This window comes from Pseudoalteromonas sp. CR1 (genome assembly GCF_019392235.1).
Taxonomy (GTDB): domain Bacteria; phylum Pseudomonadota; class Gammaproteobacteria; order Enterobacterales; family Alteromonadaceae; genus Pseudoalteromonas.
Window position 1 is genome coordinate 1 of sequence record NZ_JAHXRM010000030.1, and the last position, 24,609, is coordinate 24,609.

Consider the following 24,609-nt stretch of genomic DNA (forward strand, 5'->3'; position numbering starts at 1 on the left):
TTGCTTTATATTGTTAAAGAACGTTGCGACGTTGTCGCTAGGGATGCGTATAATACATCCTTTATTTTTCGAGTCAACACTTTGTTTTAAACTTTCTTGCGATGATTTAAATCTAAAGTTTTATTTAACTCTCTGACCGGGGCGGCTTTGCTATGCTTCGGCGTTTCCCGTCTCAGTGGGGTCGCATTATAGGGAGATCCGAAAACAGATCAACACTTTTTTTAGATCTTTTTACTGTTCGAACAAAATTAGAACAAAAGTACAAAAAATCATGTTAAAACACGCTTAAATTGATGTTTTTTTACACTGCTTTTTATAATTTCATATAAATATCATTGCTAAGTTCGTTTAAGACGTTAAGATAGCAAGTTCACAATGTTAAATTAATGTTTATTTCCTGTTTATTGGTAGATCTAAAATGAAATTACCCGATCAAAAATCTTTTGTCTTTTCTGTTGTTATTGCTGTAGTTGGTTTTGTTATTGTTAAGTTCGTCCTTGATAGCTTAGAACTTGACCCTGCAATTGTATTTGCTGTTGGCCTGTTAGTAGGTGGGCTAGTTATTGCTGCTATGTCGTCTGACGTTTTAGAAGAGACCGAAGTGAAGACTAAAACACTTTACGTTGGTAACCTTCCTTACCGTGCAAACGAAGGTGTGGTTCGTGCTTTGTTTGAAGAGCAAGGTAAAGTATTCAACGTTCGTCTATTAAAGGATAAAAATACAGGCAAACGTCGTGGCTTTGGTTTTGTTGAAATGGCGCAAGCTGACGCAGACAATGCTATTGCTAACTTGAACGATAGTGAGTTTCAACAACGAACTTTAAAAGTACGTGAAGCAAAACAAAAACAAGAAGATGATGCTAACGCCCTTCGAACTCAGGCGGATCAATCAGCGTAACTAGCTTAACCGCCAGTTTATCACTGAACACATTAGCCGTTGCATAGTATTGCAGCGGCTTTTTTATATCTGATATATTTTGTGCTAATAAACCTAATTCGTCTAATAAATAACTGACCCTACTTGCTATTGCTACGCCGGAGTCCACCAGCTGAATACTATTTTCAAAGTATTCACTAATTTGTTTTGCAAGTATGGGAAAGTGTGTACATCCTAATATAAGTACGTCTACTTGCTTTTCAATATTCAAATCTTCAAGCACGGCATGCAATTTAATTGTATCTAAGCAGTCATTGAAAAAAAGCTGTTCCGCAAGGTTTACCAACTCAACACTACTATATAAGTTAACGATTACATTACTGGCATGCTGTGCTATTAGTGTTTTTGTATACGAGCTCGCTATTGTGGCTGGTGTTGCCAGTAAAGCAATGTGGTTTGAATGAGTTAATTCTGCTGCGGGTTTTATCGCTGGTACAACACCAACAATGGGTATATCTGTAATTTTGCGTACGGCACTTAATGCAGACGTAGATGCCGTGTTGCACGCTATAACAATTAAATCGACGTTTAGCTTGTTTAACTTAATAAAATGAATAAGCGAACACAAACGATTAATGATTGTTTGTTGTGTCTGAGCCCCATAAGGTAAGAAAGCATTATCCATGAAATAGCTATATTGAGCATTCGGGATACGTTGCTTTATATGTTCAAGTACTGTTGTGCCACCAATCCCTGAATCAAAAACCATTATATGCGCTGACAAACGACCGTTCCTATAATTAGATTAGAACGGCAGTTTGCCATGTGATTTTTGCAAAAGAAAGTAGTTTAAGGTTAAGGCTAAACCTCGTCAGCTGTTTGCTTTGCCGCGCTATTTAACTTATTAAGGTTTTCAAACATAGCTTTTGTATAATCAACCAGCTTATCGATCTCACTTTGGTCCTCATTGAGCCATTGCATGATGCCTGATAACTGATTTTGAATATCTAACTCGGAGGCTTTAGAAAATGCCTCTCGTAGATCATCATTAAAAGGCGCTATTTTATCTGCAATTACTTTTTCTGGGGCCGGTTTATTTTCTTCATAACCTTTTATTGCAGCAACCGTTTTGGTTTGTCGTAGGTCCATTGAAAATGCAACTAGTTGCTCATTGCCTAAACTAAGCTCTTGCGCTTCTTCAAATGCCTGATCTAAATCACCGCTAAAAAAAGTTTTACTTACGTTTTGTAGGTTTTCCATCAACTCATTAATTGCTTCTTGCTCTTTATCATTAAGGTCGCCGTTAACTGACATTGAAAATGAAAGCTCCCTCGATTGTGATGATTCACTTACGAATGCCTCTCCTCCCTTACCACGTTGATAACTGCTAGCAGACTGAGATTTAAACGCATCGGCAAAACTAATTGTTACTTCATCGCCTTCTGCGGTTGTAAAGCTGTACTGAGCATTATTACTTAAACTGGCATACTGTGCTTGTGTTACCCCCACACTGGCGGGCATTGGGTTGAACAAATTATCTTCAAACTCATCAAGGCCATTGAAAATGCCTTCTTTTGATTTATTGATCCCCTCTTGGGTTTCATCGTTTAGCACGCCAGACTCTTTGAGCTCATCAACAGCGTCATCAATACCTATTTGAACCCCCTTACGGGCATCACTTAACATACCTTTTAATTTATCGTCATCGGCACCATCAGCTTTTGCTTTATTAACGGCGCCAGTGACAAAGTCGAGTACATTTTTAACAATTTCTTCAAAATCAAAAAGGGGTTTTTCTGCCTTTTTTTCTTGAACAGGTAAACCAAGCTGCTCTGCCATTTTATCGCCTAAGACTTTAGCAGCCAACTCTTTGCCTCGTTGCTGATAACTGTCTTGCGGAGACGTGATGGTAGGTTGTTGTACATCAGCTTTGTTATTGAATTTGTTTATATTCTGGCTTGGTATAAACCCATAGTTGCCTATTTTCATGATTCGTCTCCTGAGCGTGCGTACTTTATTATCGGCCAGAGCATAAAAAACTAAAGTAAACCGCGTAAAAAAACATCATTTATTCTTGCCAAAACTAGACAAATGCGAACCGCTCCCTACAATAGCGCCGATAAACAGATCTTAGATAAGGCAATAACGCGAATGGCAGTTATTAAAATAGATACCACACAGTACCAAGCGCAGTTAAGTGAAAAAGAACAGCGTATAACTTCACAGTTTCAACGTTTTGGTGTGGAGCAGCTAGAAGTGTTTAGCTCGGAGCCAATTAACTACCGCCAACGTGCCGAGTTTAGAGTATGGCATGATGGAGACGATCTGTTTCATATAATGTTCGATCAGCAAACTAAAGAAAAAATACGCGTGGATACGTTTGACCCTGCAGCACCGCTTGTTGGTGAAATAATGCAAGTAATGGTTGAAAACCTTAAGCCATGTGAGGTTTTACGCCGAAAGCTTTTTCAAATAGATTACCTGTCTACACTCAGCGGTGAAATTTTAGTGAGCTTGCTTTACCACAAGCCGCTTGATGATGAATGGCTACGTGAAATTAAAGCGCTTAAGGCAAAGCTGAGTGAAAAATATAAGATAGACTTTATTGGCCGAGCACGTAAGCAAAAAGAAATGCTAGGTGATGACTTTGTAACAGAGCGATTAACTGTAAATGGCCAAGAACTCGTTTACCAACAAGTAGAGAATAGCTTTACGCAACCTAATGCGAAAGTAAATATAAGCATGCTTGAGTGGGCACAAGGTTTATGTAAACCACTTAAAAATGATTTACTAGAGCTTTACTGCGGTAATGGTAACTTTTCTATTGCACTAGCTGGCTCTTTTAATAAAGTACTAGCAACTGAGATATCTAAGTCATCTGTTTACTCTGCTCAATACAATATCGAGAAGAACAATGTAGATAATCTCGATATTATACGTATGTCGAGCGAAGAGTTTACTCAAGCGATGAATGGAGAACGTACTTTTTCTCGTCTAGATGGCATTGATTTAAAAAGTTACAATTGCCAAACCATCTTAGTCGACCCGCCACGCGCTGGTATGGATGAATTGACCTGTGATTTAGTGGCTAACTACGAAAATATTATTTACATATCGTGCAACCCTGACACACTGGAACGCGATCTAGATCATTTAACGCGTACTCATAACGTCAAGCGCTTTGCGATATTTGATCAGTTCCCTTATACACATCATATAGAATCAGGTGTGTATTTGCAGAAAAAATAACGGTGAGTAAAAACTTATAGGCACAAAAAAGCTCCTATAAAGGAGCTTTTTTGTATTCTTTTACTTACTTGCCAAGTAATTAATTAACTTGCTGATATCTTCAGGTGCCGTAACACCTGATTCACGGCCTAAGTTTAATTTATACTTACCGTTTACAATAAATGTTGGAACACCACGAAGGGCGCCTTTTTCTTTAAAGTACTCTTGGTCGCGTTTCATCTTAGAGCTTAATGTACGAACCGAAAAGCTTTTAAATAACTTATCAAATTTATCGCCATCAACACCTTGCGCAACGAACACATCTTTTACGTCAGCTAATTCGTTAAATTTAGCGCGTTTTGTGTGAATATGATTAAAAATAGCTGCAATAATTTTTTCTTTTTGCGGAAGTACTTCTGCAGTGGCTAATGCTTGGCTCATCATTTGTTGGTTTTCTGGGTTACGAACACCCACAAAGTCAACGTGACTCTTTTTAAACTTAACATTTTTATCAAGTTTAGGCTTAAATTCGCTGATCAATGACTCGTAGTTATTACACGCCGGGCAGTAAAAAGAGAAAAACTCTTTTACTTCTGGCTTTTTAGTAGCGCGTTCAGAAATAACATCGTAATGAACGCCTTCTTCATAGGTCGCCGCAAAGCTCGTTGCTGCCAGTGGTAATACTAATGCAAGTAACCCTGCTTTAAGTAGTTTAATCATACTTATACTCCAAAATTTATAATGCTAATAAAAACGCAATTAACTCATCAAGTTCTTGTTGGTTTTTTATGGTGTTAATGTTGATTTTGTATTTATCGTTAACGATAAAAGTAGGTACGCCAGTTAATGCACCTAATTTTGAATATTTATTTTGTTTGTCTTGCATTGCTTGTTCTGCGGCAATAATTGGCATGCTTGCAATAGCTTGGTCAAAAGTGTCGCTATCTATCCCGTTAACTTCCAACAGCTTTTTAAGATCTTTAACTTCTGTTAAAGGCACACCTTGAATATGAATGCTTCTAAAAATTTGGTCAGCTATATTTTGTGCTTGGCCTTGTTGTTTGGCAATTAAGTAAGCAAAGCTTAAGTTACTTTGTGCTTGTGGAGATACACCACCTAAAAAGTTAACGTGGCTTTTAACAAACTCAGTACCTTCCGGCAGTTTTTTTTCAATTGCTTTAGCCACTGGTTCAAATTTAAAACAGTGCGGACAATAAAATGAAAAGAACTCTGTTACTTGGGGTGTTGTGCTTTTTTCAGTTTTAATAATAGTGTATTGGTTATTAGCCTCAAACTGTGCAGCAAAGGCTGCAAATGGTAAACATAAAAGAAGTAGGCTCAGTTTTAATTTTTTAAGCATTAGTATCTCGTTGTACTTGTCATTAAATAATAAATTACGGCAATAATTTTAACGGCGGTTCTTGCAGAGCTGCAAGTTGTTCTTTAAGCGCTAAAATTTGTTGCTCCCAGTATTTGTCATCAGCAAACCATGAAAAGTTCCGCACGAAAGCAGGATCGCTCCACCTTTTTGCCACCCATCCCATGTAATGAATAATACGCATTGCTCGCAGCGGTTCAATTAATTTGAGTTGAGCGTGGTCAAAATCACAGAATTCTTCATACGCCCCAACTAAGGTGTCTAACTGTAACAGTTGCGTTGGCCTGTCGCCACTTAGCATCATCCATAAATCTTGAATCGCAGGTCCCTGGCGACTATCGTCTAAATCTACGAACATTAACGCATCGCCAGCCCATAATATATTGCCTGCGTGGCAATCTCCATGTAAGCGAATACTATTTGTTTCTTGATACTGCTTTTGTGTCTGCTCAATTACCAAATCTAAAATAGTATAAAAAGCAGTGCTTAATCCCATTGGCACTAAGTTACTTTTTTGAAGATGAACTTTAGCTGTATGTAAATACTCACCACAGCTTATTGTTGGTCTGTAAGTAAATGGTTTTGTTTTAGCTACTTGGTGCATTCGACCAATCAAACGTCCCATAACATCAAGCTGATCTAAATTATCTACTTCAAATAATCGCCCACCCACACTTGGAAAAACCACAAACATATAACCCTGGTGTTCAAACAAGCTTTGTCCGTTATGTAAAACAGGGGCTACAACGGGTACTTCAGCGTCAGCCAATTCAAAAGCAAAGTCATGTTCTTCTTGAATTTGTGCTTTACTCCAGCGCTCGGGACGATAAAACTTTACGACGTAACGAAGACCGTCTTCGGCCTTGAATTGATAAACTCTATTTTCATAACTGTTAAGCGCTAATAGCCCAGACTCAGGATAAATGCCTATGGTTTCTATCGCATCGAGTATTAAATCTGGGGTTAAATCTATAAAGCTAAATTTGCTCATACTCTTCTTATATAAATTAAAAGCGGGCTAAACCCGCTTTTGTTATTGGCTATATGCACCGAATTAGAAAGTGCGACTTATCGCGCTCTAAAAAAATTACTCGATTGCGATATCGTTTCATCCGGTTCGTTAACTGGTGACAGCACAAAATTAAACTCTGTTATAGGCAATTTTAAATCATAAGGATCCATAACGAGTGACAAAGGTTCATTGTGAGATTGCCCTGCTTGAACCGTGAATACCTGCTTACCTATGTATTTAAAATTTTCTAGCCCTATAACTTTAATATTAAAGGTTTGCTCATACTGCGCCTTATTGATTACCTTTAAGGTATATGTGTTTTCAACCAAGCCATTAAAGTCGACACGATATAGCTGATTTCGGTCACGGATAATATCAAAGTCCATAGGTTTACGCAGTGCAATATTTGTAACAAGTGCGCCAGTAAGCAGCACCAATATGACCGTATAACCAATAATTTTAGCTCGTAAAGGGTTGGTTTTATTTTCTGGCGTTTCAAGGTTACGTTCTGTGGTATATGAAATTAAACCGCGCGGATACTCCATTTTATCCATTACGCCGTCACACGCATCAATACACGCACCACAATTAATGCACTCAGCTTGTAAGCCATTTCTTATATCAATACCTGTAGGACACACTTGTACACATAAGTTACAGTCAATACAGTCGCCAATTTCTAAATCTTCATGGGCGACCTTGCGTGAGCGAGGACCACGGCTTTCACCTCGGCTTTCATCATAGGTTACTGTGTAGGTATCTTTGTCAAACATTGCCGACTGAAAACGCGAGTAAGGGCAAATATGCAAACACATAATTTCGCGCATCCAGCCGGCGTTACCATAAGTGCACACAGCAAACACTAAAATACTTACTAGTGCATAACCGCCAACATTAAAGGTTATAAAATCAGGGAGTAGCTCTCTTATCGGTGTAAAGTAACCAACAAACGAAATAGAGGTATACAAAGAAAACAACACCCAGCTAGAATGCTTAGCCGTTTTTCGCCAGAACTTGTCAAAGTCCATAGGGCGTTGATCAAGCTTTTTACGCTGATTTGCTGTGCCTTCAAGCTTTTCTTCAAACCAAATAAAAATGAAGGTCCATACCGTTTGGGGGCAGGTATATCCACACCAGACCCTTCCATAAAATGTAGTAACCAAAAACAGCGCAAACGCCGCTAGCATAAATATAAACGCAAGTATGGTGAAATCTTGAGGCCATAAAGTTAGGCCAAAAATATTGTATTTTTGTGCTATTAAATCAAATAGCACGGCTTGCTGGCCGTTAAAGTTTATCCATGGCAAAACCATAAATGCGAGCATGCCTAAAAAACCAATACGTTGTCTTAATAATTGGTGAAGACCTTTTACAGCTCTAACATAAATGCGGTTACGGGGGTTAAATCTATCATCTTGACGGCTTAAATCCGGCTTTTGAATTTTTACCTCAACAGGAATGTTTTTTACTTTAATCTGTTTGTCCATCGAAGTTCCTCAACACCGCTTGGAAAATAAAAGCTGAGCACTAATCAAATGCTCTATACTCATAGTGTAGCAAGTAACTTGCTAAGTAAGACTTGTTTAATGAATCATAAATTAAATACTTTCAGATATTTCAGAAATATCTAACTTCTGGTAGTTATTATACCAATGTTGGCTAAAATTACTGGTATTGATTGCTACTAATTTATTCATCTCAGTTACTTGCTTTTAAAGGGCAGTTTATTACACTGCTTGATTGTTCAACCCTATTTAGATCAAGGTTTACGTATCCATGAAGAAGTTTATTATATTGATCATTGTGATCCTTGCGTTTTTTACCATTGATCATCCACTTGTAAAAGAACCACGCGAAAAGCTATTAGGCGAAGGTATTGGCTTTTTAAGTGATGCAAGTAAAGTAAATAGAAGCCCTGCTGCTAATTTAGCAAAAAACAGAATTAGTAATGAGCTCACACTCTCAGGCTCTGAAAAAGAGTATGTAGAAAAAACGTTTACCACTGATGACGCGGTTCAGCTATTTAATTTACGCTACTGTCGCGAACGTGACTTAAACCTTTACTTCTACGCTGACCGCTTAAATACAGTGTGTAAAATAGTGTCTGAATCACTCGAACAAAAGCGGGCTAAATAATGGACTTTTCTAACTTAAACAAAAAAACCAGTGATTCGTTTCACAAGCAACGTAATATGCTGAAACAGTTAGCGAAAGGTAAAACACTAAAATGCGAAAAGTGTAATTCGGTGCTCACACTCGATTTAGCCACCAGCGAAGTGGGTAAAGGCGCAGTAAAGTGCAAGCAAGGCTGCACAGATATTATTTTAGAACTTGGCGCTTAACTAATAACTAAAGCGCCAATATTAAAACGTTTAACGCTAACTACTCGTCCCAGCCTTCATCGTTATACAAACCACTATTAAGTGCTACTATTTCTACAAGCTCTGCAAAACCAAGTGCAAAATCTCCCATAAGGTCATATTGTTGCTCACACAACTGCATTGTGTTCATTGAATTTTGCGATGCGATTTGCGCGATAAGCTGTGGATCTAATGCAAAAAAGCTGAGGGTTGCTTGTGCGGTTTCTAAGGCCTCTTTGTACTGTACATCTAACTGCGGTGATGTTAACAGCTTTTGCGTGTAAGCATTACTTGCTGTTAAAAAGCCTTGGCTCCACTGCGAGCAAAATGCATTGTCGTACTGTGATGGCAGTTTATATCCTACTTCAAACACTTGCTCACTTATTTGATGGTAAAGCGCCATAAATAAAAACAGTGTTTCTTCATCTAATTCGTCTGCAGAATTATTGAGTATCACATCAACCCATTCGTGTACATCAAGAGGGTCGGGTGAACATATAACACCAAACAAATAACCTTGGCTTTGTTCAAGGGTCATGGCGTGAGGTTGTGTTTTTAAAAATGTGCTGAGCTGCTTAGCATGCAGCTCAGTAAATTGCGGTAGTTGCATTAAAACTCTTTATATCAAAACATTAAAAATTGAGCGGGTAACGACCTTGGCTATCTGGTCGGCCTAAAAACTTAACCGCATCGTGAACATCTTTTGGTAAGCTAGCATCTGGTTTTACATACCCTGCCACGCTAAAGTCAAAGTTAGCTTTGAGAGTGGCATCGGCTTCAAGCCCAAGGGTGTTGTCAGGGTCGATTAATATTGCCACATCACCCGACTTACAACTTAAATTGCCGGCCAGAGGCCCTATATTAAACCAACCATTTAAACCTTGCACATCGATATTAGGACTCGCTATTTCACCCTTTAATGACTCACAGTAAGGAGCACCTGAGGTGTATTCATCAAGTTCCAGTATTACACGCCCTTTTGCCGTAACAGGCAAAGGTAACTGAACTCGTTGCATTGCTCGCTCTACCGTTGAGCGTACTAGACCATTCGTTACTTTTACGGTGTGATTAAACAATCCATAGCTGACATGTGCATACCCCGATATATCAGTACGTTCGCGAGCATTTCCAAACTTTATATTAGTATTTAAATTGCCAGTAAATAATGCCCAGCCAGCAATATCCCAGCGCACATTATTTAACTGTTCGCCATCAAAACGAACTTGCATTAATTGGCCTTGCCATACAGTGCCAACAGCAGGCCCTACTTCCAACTGCTTAGGAAGATAAGGTTTTGCTAAATCAAGCGCGATAGCAGCAGGTAATTTAATGATACAAAACACAATAAAACTAATTAAAAAAACAGCCGATAATGTAATTATTCTTTTCATTTATTAATTCTCTAATACCAAACGGCTTACTCGTACATAACCCGATTTATCGTCGCGGCTTAAATCTAAATTTTCGATTTTTAAACCATGTTGATTCACTAATTCATCGAGCCACTCTACTAATTTATTAAACTCTACTGAGTCGAGCGTTAATCGCAGTGAACCATCACTAGGCTGCATTTTACTGATGTTGATTTGATAACGGCTACGGGTAGCATTAACCACTTGACTTAAATTTTGATTACTCGCAACACGCGTATTACCCGCTGCTTTTAGCTTTACTATGCTTTCGTCAACCCACACAAGTAAAGCCTGTTGCTTAATTTGCGATTGCTCTGCTTTTGTTATGGCATTATTTAATGGCCTAAATATCCCCATCACAAGAACAAAAATAACAAAGATACCACCCGCAACCATAATAAGTTGCTGCTCTTGTTCCTTTAAAGAACGCCAGTATTTTATCGCTTGTGTTTTCATGCAGCACCTCGCAGTTTAATTTCACCGACCACAAAATCACCGTCGTTATTTAAAGAGCCTTGCTCTACTGTTAAGCCTTGTTGTTCGAGTATGGTTTTTACTTTACCAAAGGTTTGAAAATCTTTAGCACGTGCGCGAATACGTAACTCATTTCTGCGTTTATCGTAACGTAAGGTCTCTGGTGTGAACTGAGTCACCTGCGAAAATACATCAACTAAACTAGTAGTAAGCTCTAAAAAGCCAGATTCATCAGAACCTTGTATCCGGTCTAACGCGCCTTTAATCTGATTTTTTATCAAATTAGGATGCACTTTAGAACCGGGGAATGCTGCTTGGTATCGCTCAATCACTTGGTTTTTTGCTATATCGACTTGAGAATTAAGTTGTTGTAACTCAATTGCCTTTATAACTAACGTAGAACCCAGTGCAACAGCTGTAAATATCGCCGCGCCTTTCCAGTAACCCCACCAAAGTGCACTCTTCTTTTTAAGTTGGTAAATACCTTGGCGAAGATTAAATTTAACGCTATTTAATTGCTTAGCAAATAAAGCTAACGGGAGGTCGTACTGACTTGTTTGTGCTTGTAAATTAGTTCCCTCTGGGAAGTTTTCTGCAGGACTAAAATGCTTGATTTCGGGGTTACCTAACGCAGTTAAATAACCTGATAGCCAGCTCGATTCAACCGCACTAATATGCCATGTCCCTTGCTTAAACAACCACTGCTGATTGAGCTCTATCGCACTTGCCTCTCCCTCACCTACAGGTGGTAACAGCAATGCATCCGGTAATATTTTATAAACAGACAGTCCATGCTCTGAAAATAAAGCGAGCCATTGCTCAAACCAGTCGCGATCGGTCATCGCAACCTGGATAGCATGTTGCTCGCCAACCATGGTTGCTTCGCCTATGGCTATATACAAATCGTCTACATCGCAGGCTATATCTTCTTCAAGCATGTAAGGGAGTGCTTGCTCTAACTTACGATTCCACTTTGTTGGTAGTGTTACCGTTTTTAATTGCACTTGATCGCTTGGCAATAAAACAACCACTTCTCTGTTGGCTGCTTTTTCACTTAATTCATTTAAATAGCTTGCACTTGGTAGCTCACCACTGGCTATTATTTCTTGTTCTTGTGGTGAATATACAAGCCAATTTAATCGTTCTTGTTGGGTTTGACCCGTACGGATCAACAATATTTCTGTCACTGTACGCCTCCAAATTTTCGCGCCAGTATCGTTACGTCGCCATCTTTGGCGTGCAGTAATGTGGTCATCGAAAAACGCAGTTCTACAAAGTTTGCCTGCGTTTGTAATTTAAAATATTCACTTTTAATACTAAATAAGTCTTTTACTGACTCAGTGTTTGTACCGCCTTGTTGCTGTACTTGTTCAAAAAACTCTTCTAAAGAATCAAAACCTGTTTGGGGTCTTGCGGCAATGACAGCCTCTGCAGCCGACAAACTTAAATTATCCATCAGAGCGCTTAGTAATAGAGCCTGTTCTGGTGCAATTGTATTAATATTAATTAAAAGCTGAGTGCTACCAGGAATAACACATACATAAGGCAGTACTTTTTCCATTACTAGTGGGTTAAAGCCTTTTACCAAGCGAAGCTCCGATGGTGATGCAAATAAACTATTTGCAGTCATATATGGAAACTTGCGAGATAAATACTCTCCTTCTTCAGCACCTGAACGATAGGTAATGCTATTTTCATCAAGCCAATCGAATACGCTGTCGGCCATTGCCTCTTCTGATTCATCCGCAGGTAAATCTTCTATATTTTCGAGCAAGGCAAACAGCGCTTTGTGTGCAGGGTTTGTTTTATCAGCGCTATTTGTATCGGGTTCAACCGCCAGTGCATTTAAATTTAAGCATGACTGCAAATCAGTAATTGAACCACTTAATGTGCCGTTATCAACTGGGTATGCTGCATTACCTTGTGTTGCCCATACTTGGTCAAGCGTTGTTTTATCTGGATCATCTTTCTTGCTTTGAATAAGCCCTTTAATCGCCAATTCTTCAGCGCCATAAGCATACCATTTTGCTTGTTGATGCCCTTGTAAATTAGTACTTTTTTGCACTTGTACCATTAAATTAGCACTCATTTCTACGGCTAAAATAGCAGCCAATGCAACAATAAATAATACAATAACGAGTGCTGCACCACGCGATGACTGGTTACCCATTACTTTTACTTCCCTGACCAGGAACTAAAAATACACGACGAATAGGTTCAGCCTCTATTTGCTGTAAGGTAACCGCAACGGCTTTTGGCAACGCTTTTACTTCCCATTGTTCTTGCCATTTATTGTCACTGTCTAAAAATTCAAACTTAAGTTCTTCGACGTTTTCTAACACTTGCTGTACGCGTGGCTCCATATTATCAAGCTGGTCAACGTACACACGATATACACGCTCAAGGTTATCATCCATCACTCTGTACCCAACAGCCTGTAACTCAGACCGAGGCAGTAAATTTATTGGATTTATCCAACCGTCTCTTACAAATGCAATGCCGTCATATTGACTTTCAAGCACATAACGCCCCGCTAATAAATAGTATTCTTGTACGTCACCAGACTCGTTTCTTACCGCACGTTTAGTCATTTGGCTAAAATCTTGATCCATAAGCCTAAACGTTGTTTGCAAACCATTCAGCTCCGCTATTTTTTCGTCCGACGCGTCTTTTGCCTTGGTTGTGCTATCTAATATTTGATGTGTAGAAATAACAACAAAAGCTAAAATCCCCAGAGCAACCATTACTTCTAGTAATGTAAATCCGCGCTGTTTCACTTATATTTTACCTTTATTTAAATACGTTGATAGCTCATAGACTGACTGTTCGTATTTTTCATCGATAAATACATTTATTGTTAATTTAACAAAACTTTTATCGGCGGTAGGAATAACCTCTTGTTGCCAAAACCATTCAACCCCCCCCATTACTTCACTACCACGCAAATTATTTTTCCCTTGCCATTGCTCGCCTTTAACACGCTGTTCAATAATGACATTTTCGGCAACCCAAGAAGCATATGTTTGCTCTTCAATTGTTGTTAGATGATGAATATGCTCGCCGGTCGCTTGCATTGCAGCAATACCTGCCATTGCACAAATGCTCAAAGCAACAAGCACTTCCAGTAAGGTAAAGCCTTTATTAAATATCATTACTCTGGCTCTCTTCTTAACTTCACTGGTGCTATAAATTCACCCTCAATAAAATAAACAGGGTCACTTTGCTCTTTTAACTCAAGTATTAGCTGAAATGCGCTTACCTCACCCGACGATAAAATAAGTACTTGAGGTATTTTGAGTTTTTTAAGCTCGAGTAGGCTATCTTCTTCACCACCACTCATAAGCTCTCGCCAATTAGACTGTTCAAGAAGGTTATCTTGAGCCCATGCGAGATCCTCTAAGTTAAGGGTGAGCTTTAATCGCGGTTCTAACTCTATGGGTTTAAATAACTCTTCTCTGTCAAAAGTGACCCATTTTTCACCATCAAACACTAAGTACTCTAACGTGTTTTTTTCAACCAATAAACCAAGTTCTACCTGATTCAAAATTGCAAATTCTGACGCCATATTAATGGTGGTATGCAACCTAAGCGCTTGAGTATCTAACTCATCTTCGGCGCCGCCATCTAAGCTGTATACCACCATTTTTGTTGCAAAAGCGATAACCACTAATACAACTAAAATCTCGATTAAGCTAAAGCCCTTTTTTTTATGTATTGATTGAAGACCTACGTTCATAGTAAGCCTTCAAAAAGTATATTTAGGGTAAGCTCAGTAACTTGACGCATTACTGCTTTTCTTCATCCCAGTTACCAATGTCGTCATCAGTACCGACTTCGCCATCTGGCCCCATAGAGAAAATATCAAATTTACCAATTTCACCTGGGCTTATTAGTAAGTAAGTATTGCCCCATGGATCTTCTGGTAATTCGCTGATAAAGCCGCCATCTGGAAAACGCTTAGGAACAGGCTCTATAGACGTTTTAGTCACTAACGCTTCTAGGCCTTGCTCTGTGCTTGGGTAACTTTTATTTTTAAGCTTGTATAAGCTCATCGCATCTTCAAGCTGCTGAATATCTAAATGCGCTTTATCAATAGCTGCCTCTTCTTGTTGACCCATGATATTTGGCGCAACAATAGACATAATCATTCCGATGATAACCAGTACCACCATTACTTCTAGTAAAGAAAAACCTGATTGTTTGTTCACGTAATTACCTCATTATTCTAAAAACACTAAACAAAAATGGTTTAGGTAAAACCATTAATATATAAAAACTATTTAAATTTAGAGCCCAACCGCTTTGTTCATTGCCATGATAGGTTGCAAAATGGCCATCACAATAAATAAAACGATAACAGCCATGGACGCTATCATTGCTGGCTCTAATAACTTAAGCGATACATTAACCATGCTTTCAAATTCACGGTCTTGGTTATTCGCTGCACGCTCTAGCATTTGTTCTAATTCACCTGATTTTTCACCACTGGCGATCATATGTAGCATCATCGGCGGAAACAGTTTAGTTTGTTGCAAAGCGGCTCTAAGGCTAGCCCCTTCACTTACTCTATCAGCTGCATCGGCTACCGACTTTTTAATTTTTTCGTTAACAAGTACATCGCCAGAAATGCGCATTCCTTCAAGTAATGGCACAGAGCTTGAAGATAAAATACTTAACGTACGAGCAAAGCGAGCGGTATTGATACCGCGAGCCACCTTGCCAATACCCGGCATGTGCAGCACGCGGTCGTCCCACCAAAAACGCACTTGTGGTTTTTTTAACGCGTACTTAATGCCAACCGCAATGCCGGTGATGGCTAATAAACTAATAAACCAATAATTTTGCACGAAATGGCTCCCAGCCATTACCCATTCGGTGGTCCAAGGTAATACTTGTTTAGTTTTTTCAAAGGTTTTTAGTATTTTAGGAACCACAGTACCTAATAATACCGACACTATACCAATGGCAAAAATAACTAAAATAGTTGGGTAAACCATAGCCTGCGTTATTTGACTACGCATATGCTGACGCTGCTCGGTGTAATCGGCTAAGCGATTAAGTACTTGATCAAGATGTCCTGATTTTTCCCCCGCAGCCACCATTGAACGATATAAGTCGTCAAACACATGAGGAAACTCACTCATACCATCTGCAAGGGTATAACCCTCAACAACTTTTGAACGAACCGACATTAACATACGTTTTAAACGTGGTTTTTCACACTGCTCAGCCACTGCCATAACCGCGCCTTCAACCGGTAATGCTGACTGAATTAATGTTGCTAACTGGCGTGTGATAAGCGCAAGCTCAGAAGTAGAAATACTTGGCTTAAAAAGGCTACCAAATAAAGGGGCTTTTTCACCCTTTACCTGTTTATCGCTTTGAGCCGCAGGCACAACCTCTAAAGGGGTTAAGCTTTTATCACGAAGAAGCTGACGAACTTGTTTGGCTGTATCGGCTTCTAAAATGCCTTTTTTTTCTTTGCCGCGACCATCTAATGCGCGATATTCAAACGCAGCCATTATTAGCCTTCCTCACGGGTAACACGCAGCACTTCTTCAAGCGTGGTTTTACCTGCAAGCACACGGCTGCAGCCATCTTGACGAATACTTGGACTATGTTTACGAATGTATTTCTCTACGCTTTGTTCGCCTTTACCGTTGTGGATCATTTCTCGAATTGTTTCATCTACAACAAGTAACTCGTGTATACCAGTACGGCCTTTATAACCATTAAAGTTACATTCTTCACAGCCTACCGCACGGTAAATTGTTGGCTTACTCTCAAATGGTACACCTAAAAGCTGACATTCACGTTCGTCTGCCACATGCCCTTCTTTACAGCTATTGCACAACGTACGCACTAAGCGCTGAGATAAAACCCCTAATAGCGATGAAGAAAGCAAAAACGGTTCAACACCCATATCTTCCATTCGAGTAATGGCACCTGAGGCTGTATTTGTATGCAGTGTAGACATAACTAAGTGACCAGTAAGCGATGCTTGAACACCTATTTGGGCAGTTTCAAGGTCACGTATTTCCCCCACCATTACCACATCGGGATCTTGACGCAGAATAGCACGTAACCCTCTTGCGAATGTCATATCTACTTTTGTATTTACTTGCGTTTGACCAATGCCTGGGATCTCATATTCAATAGGATCTTCAACTGTCAGGATATTACGATCGCGCGAGTTTATTTGGCTCATGCCCGCATATAGCGTAGTACTTTTACCAGAACCCGTTGGCCCTGTTACCAAAATAATACCGTGTGGCTTGCTAATTAGGTCAGCAAACAACTCTCGGTTTTTTGGTGTCATACCTAAATCTTCTAGGTTTAGGCGGGCATTGTTTTTATCAAGTAAACGCAATACTACTCGCTCACCAAAGCTTGATGGCATAGTTGATACACGCACGTCTACTGCGCGCCCTGCAATACGCAGGCTAATACGGCCATCTTGCGGAATACGTTTTTCAGCTATATCGAGTTTTGCCATTACCTTAATACGTGAAACAAGCAATGAAGCCAGTTTACGGTTTGGTTTTAATACTTCTTTTAAAACGCCATCAACCCTAAAACGAATAACAAGCTCTTGCTCGAACGTTTCAATATGAATATCTGACGCCCCCTCTTTTATTGCCTCGCTAAGCATGGCATTAATGAGTTTAATAATAGGCGCATCATCATCGCCAGCTAATAAATCTTCAGTTTGCGGGAGTTCATCAGCTAAAGAAAACAGATCAACTTCGTTGCCAATATCTTCCATCATTTGCTGCGTTTCAGAGCTATCGCGTTGGTAAGATGACTCAAGTAAAAGTTCAAATTTATCATCATCAAGTGGCTCTAATTTAAAACCATGACCTGCAATTCGGCGAACTTCTAACAATACATCTAAATCAAGGTCACCGCGGTAGTAAACCGTTGTTTGCTCTTGGTATTTACTGAGTAAAACACCCGCACGTCGTGCGTACGAAAACGGTAAACGTTTTGCTGGCAACTCAACGAGTGCATCATCAGCTAATAGTTCATCTGTACCATGCGTATTAGGATGAACCACGTCTTGGTTTATCTCTTGTATCGCATTAGTCATCTTTACGCTCTTGTGCATTTTGTTTACGTAAATGCTCTTCATAAGTTGGCGGAAGTACTAACTCATCATTCCACTCAGGCAATACAGGAGTATCGGTCATTGGCATTAAATCAATACCATCTTCCTGCTGCTTGGTCTGTTCACCACGGATAAAGTTATATTTGTTAAAACTTAACTTATTCATGCTCACCCCATCACGGATGATCGTAGGACGAATAAACACGATTAAGTTACGCTTACGACGAGTTGTGTTTGTTGATCTAAATAAGTGCCCTAATACAGGAATATCTCCTAATAATGGAACTTTAGACACACTTTCTTGAACGTCTTCGTCGATTAAACCACCTAAAACAACCATTCCACCATCATCAGCAATAACCGTTGTTTTAATAGCACGTTTATTTACTGAAATATCAACCGCAGTTGCGCCGCTTACGCTTGATACTTCTTGCTCAATGGTAAGCTGTACCGCTGAGCCATCGTTGATTTGTGGCGTTACAATAAGTTTAATACCCACTTCTTGACGCTCAACCGTTTGAAATGGATTGCTATTGTTAGTGCCCGTTTGAGATCCAGTTATAATGGGCACTTCTTGACCCACTAGGATAGAGGCCTCTTCGTTATCCATAGTTGTAATTGACGGCGTGGCCAAAATGTTTGAATTGGTATCAGTTGCTACTGCCTGAATAATTGCGCCCCAGTCATTTTTTATAACGCCCAGTGCTAAGCCATTAATACCACTAAGTAATGATGCAAGCGGACCGTAATCGCCTTCCGTTGTTTCTGTGTAAGGTGTAACCGTGCCTGACTCTGTACCTATAATTGTTTTAGTTACTGTTTGATCTGCAGCCTGTTCTGCTGCAACAGCTAACGACCCAACAGGTACCGTTGTACCATTATTAAATTGCAGCATGCCGCCTTGCTCTGAAATCCATTGCAAGCCTAAGTTAACGCCATCACCTTCCATCACTTCAATAATAATTGCCTCGACTAATACTTGTGCACGACGGATATCTAATCGTTCAATAACTGACTCTAATGAACGCATAGTATCGGGCTGTGCTGTGATAATTAATGAATTAGACTCTGGGTGTGCCTCAATGCTGGTTTCGTTGTTACTACGCGAACGCGTTTTAGTTGCGCTACCTTGAGCTTCCTCGGTTAACGTTTTACTTACACCCTGAAGCACCTTAACCAAGTCTTCCGATTTGGCGTAATTTAAATAAAATACTTTAGTGTTACCTTGGCTTTCAAGCTCACCATCAAGGCGCTTAATTAACTCAATTGCACGTGTGCGGGCTTGCCCTTCACCACTTACAATTACACTGTTGGTACGGCCGTCGGCTACGACTTTAGGAATCAAAAATTCAGGGACACTCCCTTTACCGCTGTCTTTGTAGATATTTTCTACTACAGAGACTACGTCATCAGCCGTTGCGTATTTCAGCTTTACAATATCAACACGCTTATCACCTGCTTGGTCAACTGAACGAATAATTTCTACTAAGCGGTTTACTGATGCAGCATGACCAGTCAACATCATTACGTTTGCAGCGTTAAAGTTAGCAACGTGCCCGCCGTCTTTCTGATCGCTAAATTGACGAACTAATGGTCCGAGCTCTTGCACGCTTACATTTTTTACGCGTACCACGCGGGTAATCATCATATCGCCCGATGCAGAACTGTTTTCGGTAATTAGGGGAACATTCGACTTTTTAGCATCAGAGCTTTTTTCTACTTTAATAATGCCATTATCCATTTCAACAGCTGAATAGCCGTAAACTTCTAATACATTTAAAAAGAATTGATAGTAAAGATCTTCATCCATTAGCTCATAGCTACGTACATTCACTTTGCCACGCACGTTAGGATCTATAATCACCGTTTTATTAAGGTTTTTACCAACAATATTAATAAACTCGTTGATATCAGTACCCTTAAAATTTGCTGCATATTCAACTGCAGAAACAGACAAAGATATACTTGCCGCCAAAAAAAGTGCTGCGTACTTAGCTAACCCTTTTTTAATTTTTGTGAGGTGTAGCACCTGAACCATTATGTTAAAACTCCAAAGCTAAGTTATTGCAGGCTAAATTGCACATCTATTTGCTCACCATCACGCTCAATAGTGATAGTAGCATCGGTGCTATTGCGCAGCTCATTAATGGCTGACATGGCCTGTTTTAAATCTGTTAGTTGATAGCCGTTAATAGAAACAGCTAGATCGTTATTTTTTAATCCCATTTGCTTAAATAGTGCAGGCTCTTTTCCCGGACTTAAGCGATAACCAATTAGCTCACCGTCACTCATTGCTTGAGATACACGTATGTAATCAAAAAGCTTACCGGGTTCTTCTAATAATTCTTCACGTGTTTCTATAATGGCTTCTTTTACTTCTGGGTCTGCAGTCGCATTTATTAGTTCTTCACTTTCTTCTAATCGTTGCGGCCCCATTTCTTGCTCATCTTTTGCAGCGAGCACCGGCATAGAGACTGTTTTGGTGAAATCAAGTCCATCAAGCATTAGCGTTTCAAAACGAGCATTTACACTTAAAATGACACGGTCAGGAAGTATTTGAGCTACTTTTGCGCGCGTCCCAGATACAACTTCATCTACAAGGTAACTAACCTGCTTGCCCTGTGATTCAATAATTGCAACGCCTGCTTTATCATCATTACTTACAGCCACTATGCCTGTTAAGTTAATACTTAAACGTGTTTCAGGGGCATTATTAATAACTTGTGATTGTTTTGCAGTATTAGCGCTGTTTGTTACCGTTTTTTTACCAAACAAAAACTGTTCAACAATACGTTGCGCAGAATTATTACTTGCTCCCGATGACTGTGCTGTAAACTGAGAGGGGGTAAGTAAAGTTATTTGAGGTTTAGGCCATAATAGCCAAACCAGTTTTGATAACAAAAATGCAAGGTAAACAACAACTAATAGCGTGACTAATGCACTTAATTTAGCATGCGGCAATCGAGTTAAAATGTGTTTTAGTCGTTGAATTTGCTGTTCCATAAATAGTGTTCTTTTTTAATTTACTGCGTAAGCGCGTCCCCATAGTACCCTTTCATTTTTCATTCAACAAGCACACTAATATTAAACTTTGTAAACAGAATGAATAACTTCTATTTACTTGAACAAAAAAGCAACACCCACTGTAATACCTTCATCCTAGATAGATTTCGTGGTAAATTTTAGATAATAAATTACTGCAGGTACAAATACGTTATGAGTAAAAAAAGCAATAGTAATAAAGACTCTGACCTCATAGATAATCTAAAAGTTCGATTAGATAAATGGTTGTGGGCAGCCCGCTTTTATAAAACACGTGCTATAGCAAGGGAAATGGTACAAGGTGGTAAAGTGCATTATAATGGACAACGAACAAAGGCGAGCAAAATAGTCGAGGTTGGTGCGGTAGTGAAACTCGCTCAAGGTGTAGATGAAAAGATAGTGACTATCATCAAAGTGCTTGAAAAACGACAAAGCGCCCCCATTGCTCAGACCTTGTACCACGAATCTGATGCCAGTATTGCTAAACGCGAAGAAAACAGCATCGCACGTAAAAATAACAGTTTTTTTGCGCCTCATCCGGATAAAAAACCCGATAAAAAGCAAAGACGCGAACTTTTAAAAATGAAATTAAGTTAGGTATAGCCGCTCATGCAACAAGATTTACTTCACCGTTATTTATTCAACGAACTAGATGTTCGTGGCGAACTCGTTCAAATCGAGAGTGCCTACAATGAAATGATTGCCAACCATAATTACCCCGCGCCTGTAAAAGCATTACTAGGTGAGCTATTAGTTGCCACTTGCTTACTGACAGCTACATTAAAATTTGAAGGCGAGATAGCCGTGCAACTTCAAGGCGACGGACCAGTTAAATATGCAGTAATAAATGGTGACGATAAACAAAATATGCGTGGTATTGCTCGTCTACAAAGTGAGGTGACTGGCAGTACCGTCAAAGAATTAATCGGCAATGGCTATATGGTTATTACTATTACCCCAAACAAAGGTGAACGCTACCAAGGCATAGTCCCTTTAGAACACGACACGCTAAGCGAATGTATTGAAAGTTACTTTGAGCAATCAGAGCAATTAAAAACTCGTTTATGGTTTGCGACTAATACAACCGAAGGCAGCGCCAAAGCATGTGGTTTATTTTTACAGGTACTGCCTGTTGATAAACAAAAGTCGATTGAAGATTTTGCCCACTTAGAAGCACTTAGTAATACGATAAAAGATGAAGAGTTATTAAACCTTGATGCAAATACAATTTTAACTCGTTTGTATCATGAAGATAACCCACGCGTTTTTGAACCGCAAAGCATACGTTTCAAATGTGGCTGTAGTCGTGATAAAACGATCAACGCATTAGTTAATATAGGACAACAAGAACTGCTCGATGATGTAGCAAAAAACGGCAGCGTTAATATTAACTGCCATTACTGCTTAAAAGAATATGCGTTTAATGAGCAAGACATTAAAAGCATTTTTAATTAAAAACCCCATCTCAGCTAATCCTACTGTATAAAGCCGCAAAATATGCGGTTTTATATTATAAAAAGATGATACCGGTGTCATAAAAAGTGACATTTAATGACACCGGTATCATTGAAATTATTCATGTTTTTTTGCAAATATATGTGTTTTTAGAGGCTTTACAGGCTCGAATATCTCAAAACCTTCTGTTACTATCATTACAGCTAAAGGGCACTATTTACCCAGAGCTATCCCGTTCAAACTCTCACACATAGTTAGGTATAAACATGATTACAAGCGCTACACGTTTTGTCGATTTAACCGCTGCTGAACTTGTCGAGCATGCGATCCGCCGTGGCGAAGGAACTCTAGCCGCAAATGGTGCTTTCGTAGCCATTACAGGAAAACGAACTGGTCGTTCACCTCGAGATCGTTTTATTGTACAAGAAGCGACAACACAAAATGAAATTCAATGGGGCAATGTAAACCGTCCTTTTGATGCTGACAAATTTGATGCTTTGTGGGCACGCGTAGAAGCACATGTGCAAAGTAATGACCACTTCACCTCTCACCTAGAAGTTGGCGCAGACCCAGAGCATTATTTACCTGTAGTTGTTACAACAGAAACTGCATGGCATCATATTTTTGCCAAAAACATGTTTATTGAACCTAAAAACTATAACGCTTCAAACTTACCGCAGTGGCAAGTGATGAACGTACCTTCGTTTGTATGTGAGCCAGAGCGTGATGGTACTAATAGCGATGGCACCGTAATTATTAACTTTGCACAACGTAAAGTATTGCTTGCGGGTATGCGCTACGCCGGTGAAATGAAAAAATCGATGTTCTCAGTTCAAAACTTCTTATTACCAGCTAAAGGTGTATTACCAATGCACTGTTCGGCTAACGTTGGTGAAGCTGGCGACACAGCATTATTCTTCGGTTTATCTGGTACTGGTAAAACAACGTTATCAGCTGACCCAACTCGCTTCCTAATCGGTGATGATGAGCATGGTTGGGCACCTGGGAGCGTATTTAATATCGAAGGCGGTTGTTACGCAAAATGTATCGACCTTTCACAAAAGAATGAACCTGTTATTTGGGATGCAATCCGCTTTGGTACTATATTAGAAAACGTGGTACTTGATGATAAAGGTGTGCCAGACTTTAACGATACAAGCTTAACTCAAAATAGCCGCGCAGCTTATCCGTTAGAACATGTTGAAAAGCGTAAAGCAGAAAACCGTGCTGGCGAGCCTAAAGCTGTTGTATTTTTAACATGCGATGTAAGTGGCGTATTACCTCCTGTATCTGTACTAAGTGAAGAAGCCGCCGCGTACCACTTCTTAAGCGGATATACAGCAAAAGTAGGTTCAACTGAAATCGGTTCAACAAGCGATATAGAATCTACATTCTCAACCTGTTTTGGCGCACCTTTCTTCCCGCGTCCTGCAGGTGTTTACGCAGAGCTTCTTATGAAACGTGTTCGTGAGTTTGGCGCTAAAGTTTACCTAGTGAATACTGGCTGGACTGGCGGTCCTTACGGTATTGGCAAGCGTTTTGATATACCAACTACACGTGCTGTAATTGACGCTATAGTGTCTGGTAAATTGGCAGGTGTTGAGACTCAACATATAGATGCGCTGAACCTAAACGTCCCCGTTGCAGTTCCAGGTGTTGATAGCAACCTTCTAAATCCTATAAATACATGGGAAGATAAGGCTAAGTATAATGAATATGCAGCGAAATTGGCTGCTGACTTTTCAGAAAACTTTGCGAAATACGACGTATCTGACGACATTAAAAATGCAGGCCCTAAAGCTTAAAAATCACCTTTAGCCTCATAATTAAAACGCCAACCTTGAGTTGGCGTTTTTGATTCTAATATTTACCTCAGCGACTAAGTTTCTTTGATAAATAACCGAATACATAACATAGAACACTTCCACAACCATAAGCCAGACTGTTGAGGATCTGCAGACATATAAAGTATTACTCTTTCGAGTCGGATTTTCTTCCATTTAAAGTAGGTGAGCAGCTTATAGCAATGACGTTGCATCCTGCGCTAAAGATCCGCATAGCTGATTCTGCGCTATCATTGGGTAATCTATTAGATCACTAGAACAATATTCACAAAGAGGCGCTTCGCTTAAGAGACGCTGCGCTTTAGAGAAGAAAGTGCTGAATATTATACTTTTTTATAGACGTAAAAAAGCCCGGCTCTTTCGAATCGGGCTTTCTTGTATTTGAAGTCGGTGCGCTACGCAGTAGAATGTCCTACTTT

The 24,609-nt window shown here is 39.6% G+C and carries 26 protein-coding genes; 7 read left to right on the forward strand and 19 right to left on the reverse strand.

The genetic code is table 11. The features are described from left to right. The first annotated feature begins 418 nt into the window (after window positions 1-418). The gene (locus tag KZZ04_RS18050; protein WP_219423605.1) at window positions 419-898 is read left to right on the forward strand and encodes an RNA-binding protein; all 480 of its coding nucleotides are present in this window, start codon (window positions 419-421) and stop codon (window positions 896-898) included. Here KZZ04_RS18050 and murI read toward each other — a convergent pair. Both murI and KZZ04_RS18060 read right to left on the reverse strand, forming a co-directional pair. Continuing rightward, window positions 861-1,661 (reverse strand): glutamate racemase, encoded by an 801-nt coding sequence (gene murI, locus KZZ04_RS18055; protein WP_219423607.1) that lies wholly within the window; start codon window positions 1,659-1,661, stop codon window positions 861-863. The two genes, KZZ04_RS18050 and murI, sit on opposite strands and share 38 nt — an antisense overlap. A 77-nt stretch (window positions 1,662-1,738) precedes the next feature. Next, window positions 1,739-2,866 (reverse strand): DUF5610 domain-containing protein, encoded by a 1,128-nt coding sequence (locus KZZ04_RS18060; RefSeq protein ID WP_219423609.1) that lies wholly within the window; start codon window positions 2,864-2,866, stop codon window positions 1,739-1,741. Between the two features lie 162 nt (window positions 2,867-3,028). Between KZZ04_RS18060 and trmA the strand changes: the two genes are divergently transcribed. After that, window positions 3,029-4,126 carry a tRNA (uridine(54)-C5)-methyltransferase TrmA gene (gene trmA / locus KZZ04_RS18065; RefSeq protein WP_219423611.1) on the forward strand — a complete coding sequence of 366 codons (1,098 nt, stop codon included), beginning with the start codon at window positions 3,029-3,031 and terminating at the stop codon, window positions 4,124-4,126. Window positions 4,127-4,186: 60 nt separating this feature from the next. On the opposite strand, the gene KZZ04_RS18070 is transcribed toward trmA, so the two are convergent. The 4 genes from KZZ04_RS18070 to ccoG all read right to left on the reverse strand — a co-directional run bounded on the left by KZZ04_RS18070 (window position 4,187) and on the right by ccoG (window position 7,982). Further along, on the reverse strand, window positions 4,187-4,825 hold the full coding sequence (locus KZZ04_RS18070; RefSeq protein ID WP_058405225.1) for a thiol:disulfide interchange protein DsbA/DsbL: 639 nt from the start codon (window positions 4,823-4,825) through the stop codon (window positions 4,187-4,189). A gap of 16 nt (window positions 4,826-4,841) precedes the next feature. Then, entirely contained in the window at window positions 4,842-5,465 is a 624-nt protein-coding gene (locus KZZ04_RS18075; RefSeq protein WP_058405226.1) for a thiol:disulfide interchange protein DsbA/DsbL, read from the reverse strand. Between the two features lie 34 nt (window positions 5,466-5,499). Further along, the gene (locus tag KZZ04_RS18080) at window positions 5,500-6,474 is read right to left on the reverse strand and encodes a serine/threonine protein kinase (RefSeq protein ID WP_219423613.1); all 975 of its coding nucleotides are present in this window, start codon (window positions 6,472-6,474) and stop codon (window positions 5,500-5,502) included. Window positions 6,475-6,551: 77 nt separating this feature from the next. Next, window positions 6,552-7,982: a cytochrome c oxidase accessory protein CcoG gene (gene ccoG / locus KZZ04_RS18085; protein WP_219423615.1), complete on the reverse strand. Its 1,431-nt coding sequence runs from the start codon at window positions 7,980-7,982 to the stop codon at window positions 6,552-6,554. 289 nt (window positions 7,983-8,271) lie between these two features. On the opposite strand from ccoG, the gene KZZ04_RS18090 reads away from it, so the two are divergent. Then, a complete protein-coding gene (locus KZZ04_RS18090) occupies window positions 8,272-8,631 on the forward strand; it encodes a hypothetical protein (RefSeq protein WP_219423617.1) in 360 nt (119 codons plus the stop codon). After that, the gene (locus KZZ04_RS18095) at window positions 8,631-8,837 is read left to right on the forward strand and encodes a hypothetical protein (RefSeq protein ID WP_138530759.1); all 207 of its coding nucleotides are present in this window, start codon (window positions 8,631-8,633) and stop codon (window positions 8,835-8,837) included. The genes KZZ04_RS18090 and KZZ04_RS18095 overlap by 1 nt, the downstream gene beginning before the upstream one ends. A 40-nt stretch (window positions 8,838-8,877) precedes the next feature. On the opposite strand, the gene KZZ04_RS18100 is transcribed toward KZZ04_RS18095, so the two are convergent. From KZZ04_RS18100 to gspC, 13 genes are all read right to left on the reverse strand, one after another. Beyond that, on the reverse strand, window positions 8,878-9,465 hold the full coding sequence (locus KZZ04_RS18100) for a UPF0149 family protein (protein ID WP_219423619.1): 588 nt from the start codon (window positions 9,463-9,465) through the stop codon (window positions 8,878-8,880). Between the two features lie 22 nt (window positions 9,466-9,487). After that, window positions 9,488-10,246, reverse strand: a complete 759-nt coding sequence (locus tag KZZ04_RS18105) for a type II secretion system protein N (protein WP_058552120.1) — start codon at window positions 10,244-10,246, stop codon at window positions 9,488-9,490. 3 nt (window positions 10,247-10,249) lie between these two features. After that, window positions 10,250-10,723 (reverse strand): type II secretion system protein GspM, encoded by a 474-nt coding sequence (gene gspM, locus KZZ04_RS18110; RefSeq protein ID WP_058405233.1) that lies wholly within the window; start codon window positions 10,721-10,723, stop codon window positions 10,250-10,252. Then, entirely contained in the window at window positions 10,720-11,928 is a 1,209-nt protein-coding gene (gene gspL / locus KZZ04_RS18115; protein ID WP_219423621.1) for a type II secretion system protein GspL, read from the reverse strand. The genes gspM and gspL overlap by 4 nt, the downstream gene beginning before the upstream one ends. Next, window positions 11,925-12,911 (reverse strand): type II secretion system minor pseudopilin GspK, encoded by a 987-nt coding sequence (gspK, locus tag KZZ04_RS18120; protein ID WP_058405235.1) that lies wholly within the window; start codon window positions 12,909-12,911, stop codon window positions 11,925-11,927. Before gspK ends, gspL begins: the two co-directional genes overlap by 4 nt. Next, window positions 12,904-13,518 carry a type II secretion system minor pseudopilin GspJ gene (gene gspJ, locus KZZ04_RS18125; RefSeq protein ID WP_219423623.1) on the reverse strand — a complete coding sequence of 205 codons (615 nt, stop codon included), beginning with the start codon at window positions 13,516-13,518 and terminating at the stop codon, window positions 12,904-12,906. Before gspJ ends, gspK begins: the two co-directional genes overlap by 8 nt. Further along, window positions 13,519-13,893 (reverse strand): type II secretion system minor pseudopilin GspI, encoded by a 375-nt coding sequence (gspI, locus tag KZZ04_RS18130; protein ID WP_219423625.1) that lies wholly within the window; start codon window positions 13,891-13,893, stop codon window positions 13,519-13,521. Then, a complete protein-coding gene (locus KZZ04_RS18135) occupies window positions 13,893-14,477 on the reverse strand; it encodes a prepilin-type N-terminal cleavage/methylation domain-containing protein (RefSeq protein WP_219423627.1) in 585 nt (194 codons plus the stop codon). The genes gspI and KZZ04_RS18135 overlap by 1 nt, the downstream gene beginning before the upstream one ends. Window positions 14,478-14,526: 49 nt before the next feature. Continuing rightward, entirely contained in the window at window positions 14,527-14,949 is a 423-nt protein-coding gene (gspG, locus tag KZZ04_RS18140) for a type II secretion system major pseudopilin GspG (RefSeq protein WP_006794634.1), read from the reverse strand. A 78-nt stretch (window positions 14,950-15,027) separates the two neighbouring features. Next, a complete protein-coding gene (gspF, locus tag KZZ04_RS18145) occupies window positions 15,028-16,263 on the reverse strand; it encodes a type II secretion system inner membrane protein GspF (protein ID WP_219423629.1) in 1,236 nt (411 codons plus the stop codon). 2 nt (window positions 16,264-16,265) lie between these two features. Beyond that, on the reverse strand, window positions 16,266-17,831 hold the full coding sequence (gene gspE / locus KZZ04_RS18150) for a type II secretion system ATPase GspE (RefSeq protein WP_257903669.1): 1,566 nt from the start codon (window positions 17,829-17,831) through the stop codon (window positions 16,266-16,268). Next, window positions 17,824-19,887, reverse strand: a complete 2,064-nt coding sequence (gene gspD / locus KZZ04_RS18155) for a type II secretion system secretin GspD (RefSeq protein WP_010558130.1) — start codon at window positions 19,885-19,887, stop codon at window positions 17,824-17,826. The genes gspE and gspD overlap by 8 nt, the downstream gene beginning before the upstream one ends. Before the next feature lie 23 nt (window positions 19,888-19,910). Beyond that, a complete protein-coding gene (gene gspC / locus KZZ04_RS18160) occupies window positions 19,911-20,852 on the reverse strand; it encodes a type II secretion system protein GspC (protein ID WP_219423630.1) in 942 nt (313 codons plus the stop codon). Window positions 20,853-21,065: 213 nt separating this feature from the next. Here gspC and hslR point away from each other — a divergent pair, with 213 nt between their 5' ends. The 3 genes from hslR to KZZ04_RS18175 all read left to right on the forward strand — a co-directional run bounded on the left by hslR (window position 21,066) and on the right by KZZ04_RS18175 (window position 24,151). Further along, on the forward strand, window positions 21,066-21,488 hold the full coding sequence (hslR, locus tag KZZ04_RS18165; RefSeq protein ID WP_219423632.1) for a ribosome-associated heat shock protein Hsp15: 423 nt from the start codon (window positions 21,066-21,068) through the stop codon (window positions 21,486-21,488). 12 nt (window positions 21,489-21,500) lie between these two features. Beyond that, entirely contained in the window at window positions 21,501-22,346 is an 846-nt protein-coding gene (gene hslO / locus KZZ04_RS18170) for an Hsp33 family molecular chaperone HslO (protein WP_219423634.1), read from the forward strand. A gap of 266 nt (window positions 22,347-22,612) precedes the next feature. Continuing rightward, complete coding sequence (locus KZZ04_RS18175; protein WP_219423636.1) at window positions 22,613-24,151, forward strand: phosphoenolpyruvate carboxykinase; 1,539 nt, start codon at window positions 22,613-22,615, stop codon at window positions 24,149-24,151. Window positions 24,152-24,609 lie beyond the last annotated feature (458 nt).